Origin of the sequence: Catenibacterium sp., assembly GCF_052354645.1 — a bacterium.
Taxonomy (GTDB): Bacteria; Bacillota_I; Bacilli_A; order Erysipelotrichales; family Coprobacillaceae; genus Catenibacterium; species Catenibacterium mitsuoka_A.
Window position 1 is genome coordinate 1 of record NZ_DAWDDM010000025.1, and the last position, 7,277, is coordinate 7,277.

A 7,277-nucleotide genomic window follows, 5' to 3' on the forward strand; every position below is an offset into this window, starting at 1 on the left:
GGCAAGGGTACATGTTTTTAATTATTTCACCTGTCTACTTGACAGGGGCGGTTCAGAATTCTATGACTTTTATTCACATTTTATTGGTGAAGAAGTGATTAATGATACCACTTTGGATGATAAGAGTAGATATTTATCTATTACTGCAGTACTTCTAGGAACGAAATCTCATGATTTATTTAAGGATATGTTAGATGATTTATTGAAGTATTTGACTGCTGATGAAATCCAAGAAGTCCTTTATCAAGCCGTGGCCTATCTTGGTATTGGTATGGTTTACCCATTCTTAAATATTATGAATAGACATGTGAATAAACCATTAAAGAGTGCGTCTACCACAAATAGAGATAATCGTATAGAACTTGGTAATGAAAAACAATGTGAACTCTTTGGTGAACATATGAGAGGATTCCAAACAAGTGGTCCTGAAGAAGAACGTTATATCAAGAGATGGCTCGCAGGTAACTGCTTTGGTGATAACTATACAAGAATAGGACTCACTGGAGCACAAAGAGAAATGATTACATTCTGTTTTCTATCAGCACTCGGCACTGAATCACAATTAAAATCACATATTGGTGGAAACTTCCATGTAGGTAATGATGCACATTATCTCATTAATGTGATTTCTAACTGTATGCCTTATATCGGTTATCCACGTACTTTAAATGCGATCAGATGTATACATGAAATGGAGAAATAATCATGAATTATACTTTAGAAGATATCAAGAAACAGAGTCCTTATCCTATTGGTGAATTGAATACAGCATATGCCAAGTATTTTGTAGGTAATAGTTATCTCTATTCTATTAATGATCAGGAAGTGCTTATTTCTAATGTTACTTTTGAACCAGGATGCAGAAACAACTGGCATATCCATCATGGTGCAGGACAGATTCTATTATGTACTGCAGGAAGAGGGTATTACCAGGAGTGGGGAAAACCTGCTCAGGAACTCAATGTAGGTGATACAGTTTATATTGCGCCAGAAATCAAACACTGGCATGGTGCGGCACCAGAAAGCTATTTTGTGCATATTGCAGAAAGTGTACCAAATGAAAATGCTTCAAACGAGTGGCTTGAAGCAGTGGATGAAGAAGAATATCTAAAATTGAAATAAAACAAAACGATCAGGAAGGGAAGCCTGATCGTTGTTTATTTCAAGAGTTATTTTGAAGGGAGTTTGGGAAATTTTAGGGATCACTCTTGGTAAAAAAGAAGCTTTGATTATTATAGGGAGTTGCTTTCTCTTTACAGGTACTATTATGCTTTTTATCTATGAACACATTGTGAACTCATTATTTTTTTCTAGGAATATGTTATAATGAGGTCCGAGAAGGATTTTTTATGAAAAAATCAATCATTACATTCTTATGTTTGAGGTTGATCGCATTATCAGGATGTACTTATAATACCAAATATTCAGAAAGTGATGCCCCCCTTGACTATTACAGGTGGTCTCAGTGATACATTAATTGTTTATTATTTATTTAATGGTGAAGAACGTGAACTTGCGAGACGGTTGTTCTTTTGTCCCAACTGAAACAAAAGCTGGATGATTACATTAATGTCACGATTGAACTTGATAATATGGATATAACATCTGCAGAGACTAAGGCTACATATGATGAGATAAAGAAGTATGTGGCTGAACATAATGCCGGTATGAAGGTTTCCAATCTGTATATCTTACAGGTAAAGAGAAAATGCGGAATTGAGGTTGGAAAGAATTATAATATACCTAAAAATGAAGATAGCAGGCAACTGCAGTGTCCAGAAGATAAAGAGAGTGCAATTGCGGAGGCATTGAAGCATTTTAAGATGAATAGTTAATAAAGAGAGGTGCATATGCTATGCCAGGTATACTCGTGGTTGAAGATGATGAAAATTTAAATCGTGGAATTACATTTTCACTGAAAAAATCCGGATATGAGGTTTTTTCAGCAGAATCAGTGAAAAAAGCGAAAAGAATTGCAAGTGATAATAATGTGGATGTTACCATTTGTGATGTGAATCTTCCGGATGGGAATGGACTGGAATTTGTAAGGTGGATGAGATGCAATTATAATACATACATTATTTGTCTTACAGCACTAGATCAGGAGATGGATCAGGTCATGGGATATGAAGCAGGGGCAGATGATTATATGACAAAGCCGTTTAGTCTTTCGGTACTTCTTTTGAAAATAGAAGCACATTTCCGCCGCAGACAGGAGAAAACGGAAGCCGGAAAGATGATTTCGGGAGATATCGTATTTATCGCAGGAGAAATGAAAGTCCTGATAAAGAGTCGTGAAATCAGTCTGACAAAAACGGAGTTGAAAATGCTGACTTTTTTTCTTCAGAATCCGAAACAGATTCTTTCAAAAACACAAATATTGGAAAATGTGTTTGATCTGGAAGGGGATTTTGTGGATGAAAATACAATCGCTGTCAATATCAGAAGACTCCGTGAGAAAATCGAAGACAATCCGGCTGCACCGGTCTATATAAAGAATATCAGAGGTCTTGGGTATATATGGAATCAGGAGGTAAGGCAGTGACAAAGAGATATCGCAAGAAGATTACAGTAGTGCTCTCCTTGGTATTACCTGTTATATTATTGTTTGCAATATTAAATTGCTTTACCACGTATGTGTTTTATGAAGACTATAAATATAAAATGAATCTTATGACAGAGCTTGCTGCAAAGGAAGAATTTTCCGGGCTTGATGCTGTTTCTGAATTGCTTAAGAATAAGGATATTGAAACTAACGAACAGGGAAGGCAATTATTGGAGCAATATGGATACTGGGGGAATAAAGGGAATGCATTTTATTCGCAATTTCGGCATCAAGTTATGGTGACCGGTGCTGTAAGCACTGTGATATGTGTGTTTCTTTTGACTTTTTTACTTTATTGGAAGAAAAAAGAAGATGCGTGTCATCAGAAAATTTTAGACCAGTTGGAAGAAATTCTGATCAGATTCCGTGAAAATAAATTTGATGATTTACTGAAAACGGAAAATCATGCAGAATTGGAAAAATTGAATGACCAGCTTGAAGCAATCGGACATCATATTCAGTTGATAAAGGAAGAAGCAAGGACAGAAAAGGAGAACACGAAAGAAATGGTTTCTGATATCTCTCACCAGTTAAAGACACCGGTTGCAGCTTTGGATACATGTTTTAGTGTGCTGATGCAGAATGACTTAAGTGCCACAGAACGGGAGGAGTTTCGTATCCGTTGTCGGAGTGCTCTGGATGGACTGGAGACATTATTGCAGTCGCTTCTTGAAATATCCAAGATGGAAACTGGACTGATCCAGATTAATAAGAAAAAACTTCCACTTATGGATACTGTCATATCTGCTGTGAACCGCACTTATCCTAAAGCAGATGAGAAAGAAATTGAATTCATTTTTGACTATGCAAAAGAGCTAGAAACAGGCATGGTTATGCAGGATAAAAGATGGCTTGGTGAAGCTGTGATCAACGTTCTGGATAATGCAATCAAGTACAGCCCGGATGGTTCAAAAATATTTATCCGGTTACAAAAAAGAAACGATCTTGTAAGAATGGAAATTGAGGATCAGGGAATTGGTATTCCGCAGAATGAGTATCACAAAATTTTTCAACGATTTTACAGAGGAAGTTCCAAGGAGGTCATGGAAAAGAGTGGTACAGGAATCGGACTTTTTCTATCGAGAGAAATTATCGAAAAACACAGAGGTACAATCATGGTAACCTCCGGCAAAAAGAAAAAAGGAAGCACGTTTGTGATTCAATTACCATATGTTGGTTAAATTTTAAGTGAGCAGAAATCTTACAATTTTGTAAGATTTCTGCTCGTTTTTTGAAAGTGAAATGAAAGATTGCCCTGATACAATTTGGATGTAGGATGAAAAATGACCAAATATATAAACAACCAAAGAAAGCGTGCTGAAAAGGTACGCTTTACAGAATGAAAAAGGAGGCAACACATGAGTGTGATATTAGAAACCAAGCAGCTTTGTAAGTTTTATGGCGCGGGTGAGAATCAGGTCAAAGCGGTCAATCAGGCGGACATTCAGATTGAGCAGGGAGAATTTGTCGCAATTGTCGGAAAGTCAGGTTCCGGTAAAAGTACATTACTTCATATGCTTGGAGGGCTTGACACCCCTACAAAAGGCAGTGTTACTTTAGCCGGGAAAGATTTATACAGGATGAAGGAAGATGCCCTTGCTGTTTTCCGCAGAAGAAAAATCGGATTTATTTTTCAGGCATTTAATCTGGTTTCATCTGTTAATGTCTGGGAAAATATTGTACTGCCACTGGGGCTAGATGGAAGAAAAGTGGATGAAGCGTATGTAAATGATATTATTGCAACTCTGGGGATTGAAAACCGGATTTATAATCTGCCAAATCAGTTATCCGGAGGACAGCAGCAGAGAGTAGCAATTGCAAGAGCACTGGTGAATCGTCCGGAAATTATATTTGCAGATGAGCCGACAGGAAATCTTGATTCTAAGACCAGTGATGAGGTAATCGCTCTGCTTAAGATGACAGCAAAAAAATATGGACAGACAATTGTAATGATTACCCATGATGACGAAATTGCACAGGTCGCTGACCGTATTCTGGTGATTGAGGACGGACAGGTGGTGGATTTTAGATGAAGACAATAAGCAGGATTGCATATAGCAATGACAAAAAGAACAAGACAAGAAGCATACTGATCATGATAGCAATCTGTCTGACAACGATGTTGCTTGTGATTATCAGTACTATGGGAAATGGAATGATCCGTTTACAGAAAAGTCAGGCGGCAGGATCATATGGAAGCAATTATGGTTTGTTTGTCGCAGCAGACGGATCGCAGTTAAAAGAAGTAAACCGCCGTGCGGAAATAGATGCTACAGGTACTATGTGCACCGAAGGTATCATAAAAGGCAACGAAAACGGTGGTTTTGTCTGCATGGATGAGACTGCAAGAAAAATGCTTCCCTATAATAAGGAATATGAGTTAAAGGAAGGAAAGTATCCGGGGGGAACACAGGAAATTGCCGCAGGAAGAGCATTTTTTCGTGCAATGGGGTATGGTGATGTAAAAATCGGAGATACGGTTACACTGGATTACCGCGCAGGGATGCAGTCAGAATATAAGCCGGAAGAATTTGTTGTCAGCGGAATCCTATATGATCGGGATGAGTATACCATCGAGGCATCTTATGTTGCTTTCGGGTCACAGGAGTTTTATGATAAGCACGTCGCAGAGAATGACAGACAGTATAATATTTATTTTACTTTAAATGATTCTGCAAATGTATCTATGAATAATATTGATTCGGTTATAAAGCAGATTGCAGCGGCTTGTGGGATCGAAGAAAAAAACGTTATAGTCAATGATCTCTATTTGCAATGGATCTTGCAGCCGAGTTATGAAATGATTGCGGTATGCGGGGTTTTGATTCTTGCAATTGTACTTTTCTCTGTTGTGGTCATTTATAATATTTTTCAGGTCGGTATTGCCAACAAGATACAGGAGTATGGAAAAATCAAGGCTCTGGGAGCAACAAAAAAGCAGATGAAACAACTGATTTTCAGAGAGGGTATGTTTTTGACAATTTCTTCAATACCAGTTGGATTGCTTCTTGGTTTTCTGATTGCAAAATGCGGTTTTAACTGGCTGGTAGAACAGGGAAATCTTGTATCAACCGGAACTGGCTCTATGGGAGCTCAAAATCAGCAGGTGCCTTTGTTTTCTCTGCCTGTTATGCTTCTCTGTATTTTCGTATCATTTCTTACCGTTGCTTTGGCACTGCGTAAACCGATGAAAATTGTTTCACGTATTTCACCTATCGAAGCAACACGCTATTTAGAAAATGCAGAAACACACAAAAAAGGAAAACGAAATGGCAGAAAAAATGTCACCGTGTTTTCTATGGCAATGGCAAATGTAACGGGTAATCCAAAAAGAACTATTGGTACTATCCTCACAATGGATTTTTCTTGCGTATTGTTTGTGATTATCTCTAATTATGTGGGAAATATTGACACGGAGCATGAAGCACGTCTTTCCGTTAATCATGGACAATTTGAACTGCAGCTTGACTATTCTGCTGAGTATGATGAAAGATATCCGGAGAATAATCTGGATACGATTCTGACGGATGATCCATTGAATGATTCGCTGATTGAAGAAATCAAAAGCATTCCGGGAGTAACAGATGTCATGACGAGAGAGATTGTCTCTGTAAATCTGAACGGAACAAGATTTCCGGCTACTATTGTGAGTAAAAAGGATTTTGATTTTATGCGCCAAGAAGGGGATATTGGCTCTATGGACTATGATCAGGCGGTAAAGAATGGTGATATTTTCTTTGGCTGGTCAACGTGGATGGAACAAGATGGATATGCTCCGGGTGAATCCATTGCATTTGACTTTGAGAATGGAAGTGGAACCTATACCTATCAGGGAAAGATTGCAGGATCCTTTGTAAGTGCGGACACTTATCTTGTCATTCCGGAAGGTGTATATCGTTCCATGAATCCGAGAGGAACAGCCTATGGCTATCTGTGGGTGGACTGTGATAAAAAAGATGTGGCATCTGTAGAACAAAGTCTGAATACTTTGATTTCTAATACTTCGCATATAAAAATGGATACTTATCATGCGCAGTTACAATCTGCCGAATTTGCAAGCAGCATGATGAAGCTTGGCTGTTATCTGTTTATGGCTATTGTAGGACTCATCGGGTTTATGAATATGGCGAATACCATGATCATGAATATTACGACAAAAAAGCAGGAATATGGTATATTACAGGCTGTGGGTATGACAAATAAACAATTAAATTTATGCCTGCAGTTACAGGGACTGATTTTTACGGTTGGTACCATATGCGTAGCTTTGATCATTGGTCTGCCACTCGGCTATGCACTTTTTTCCTATGCAAAACATAATGGAATATTTGGAATGAATATCTATCATGTTCCAATCGTACCAATTTTTATTATGATTTTTTTGGTCGGTCTGTTGCAGATTGTACTTTCCTGCGTTTTAAGCAGTAATCTGAAAAAGGAAACGCTGGTAGAAAGAATAAGGTATCAGGGATAGCAAGTAATATGTAATGAATTAGGTCTTAACCAAGAGGAGAAATAGATAACTTTCATTTTGTATGTATGATAAATCTAAACAGTATTTTAGCAACATTTCCTGAAGGGGGGCAGAAAGTGTCTCAAATAAAAATGCTTCAAAGCAGTGGCTTGAAGCAGTGGATGAAGAAGAATATCTAAAATTGAAATAAAACAAAAC

7 protein-coding genes are annotated in these 7,277 nt (G+C 37.8%); all 7 read left to right on the forward strand.

Annotated elements, in window-relative coordinates; genetic code table 11:
* The first annotated feature begins 82 nt into the window (after window positions 1–82).
* The 7 genes from ACT8VG_RS02130 to ACT8VG_RS02160 all read left to right on the forward strand — a co-directional run bounded on the left by ACT8VG_RS02130 (window position 83) and on the right by ACT8VG_RS02160 (window position 7,079).
* Window positions 83–703: a carboxymuconolactone decarboxylase family protein gene (locus tag ACT8VG_RS02130; protein WP_444195104.1), complete on the forward strand. Its 621-nt coding sequence runs from the start codon at window positions 83–85 to the stop codon at window positions 701–703.
* A gap of 2 nt (window positions 704–705) precedes the next feature.
* Window positions 706–1,122 (forward strand): cupin domain-containing protein, encoded by a 417-nt coding sequence (locus ACT8VG_RS02135; RefSeq protein WP_217107311.1) that lies wholly within the window; start codon window positions 706–708, stop codon window positions 1,120–1,122.
* 470 nt (window positions 1,123–1,592) lie between these two features.
* Entirely contained in the window at window positions 1,593–1,835 is a 243-nt protein-coding gene (locus ACT8VG_RS02140) for a 23S rRNA methyltransferase (RefSeq protein WP_444195100.1), read from the forward strand.
* 20 nt (window positions 1,836–1,855) lie between these two features.
* Entirely contained in the window at window positions 1,856–2,545 is a 690-nt protein-coding gene (locus ACT8VG_RS02145) for a response regulator transcription factor (protein ID WP_444195101.1), read from the forward strand.
* Window positions 2,542–3,786 (forward strand): sensor histidine kinase, encoded by a 1,245-nt coding sequence (locus tag ACT8VG_RS02150; protein ID WP_444195102.1) that lies wholly within the window; start codon window positions 2,542–2,544, stop codon window positions 3,784–3,786. Before ACT8VG_RS02145 ends, ACT8VG_RS02150 begins: the two co-directional genes overlap by 4 nt.
* 177 nt (window positions 3,787–3,963) lie before the next feature.
* Window positions 3,964–4,638 (forward strand): ABC transporter ATP-binding protein, encoded by a 675-nt coding sequence (locus ACT8VG_RS02155; RefSeq protein WP_217106955.1) that lies wholly within the window; start codon window positions 3,964–3,966, stop codon window positions 4,636–4,638.
* Window positions 4,635–7,079 carry an ABC transporter permease gene (locus ACT8VG_RS02160; protein WP_444195103.1) on the forward strand — a complete coding sequence of 815 codons (2,445 nt, stop codon included), beginning with the start codon at window positions 4,635–4,637 and terminating at the stop codon, window positions 7,077–7,079. Before ACT8VG_RS02155 ends, ACT8VG_RS02160 begins: the two co-directional genes overlap by 4 nt.
* Window positions 7,080–7,277 lie beyond the last annotated feature (198 nt).

Coding starts and splice junctions, on each gene's coding strand:
- ACT8VG_RS02160 (WP_444195103.1), top strand. CDS start 4,635: ATGAAGACAATAAGCAGGATTGCATATAGCAATGACAAAAAGAACAAG.
- ACT8VG_RS02155 (WP_217106955.1), top strand. CDS start 3,964: ATGAGTGTGATATTAGAAACCAAGCAGCTTTGTAAGTTTTATGGCGCG.
- ACT8VG_RS02135 (WP_217107311.1), top strand. CDS start 706: ATGAATTATACTTTAGAAGATATCAAGAAACAGAGTCCTTATCCTATT.
- ACT8VG_RS02140 (WP_444195100.1), top strand. CDS start 1,593: ATGGATATAACATCTGCAGAGACTAAGGCTACATATGATGAGATAAAG.
- ACT8VG_RS02145 (WP_444195101.1), top strand. CDS start 1,856: ATGCCAGGTATACTCGTGGTTGAAGATGATGAAAATTTAAATCGTGGA.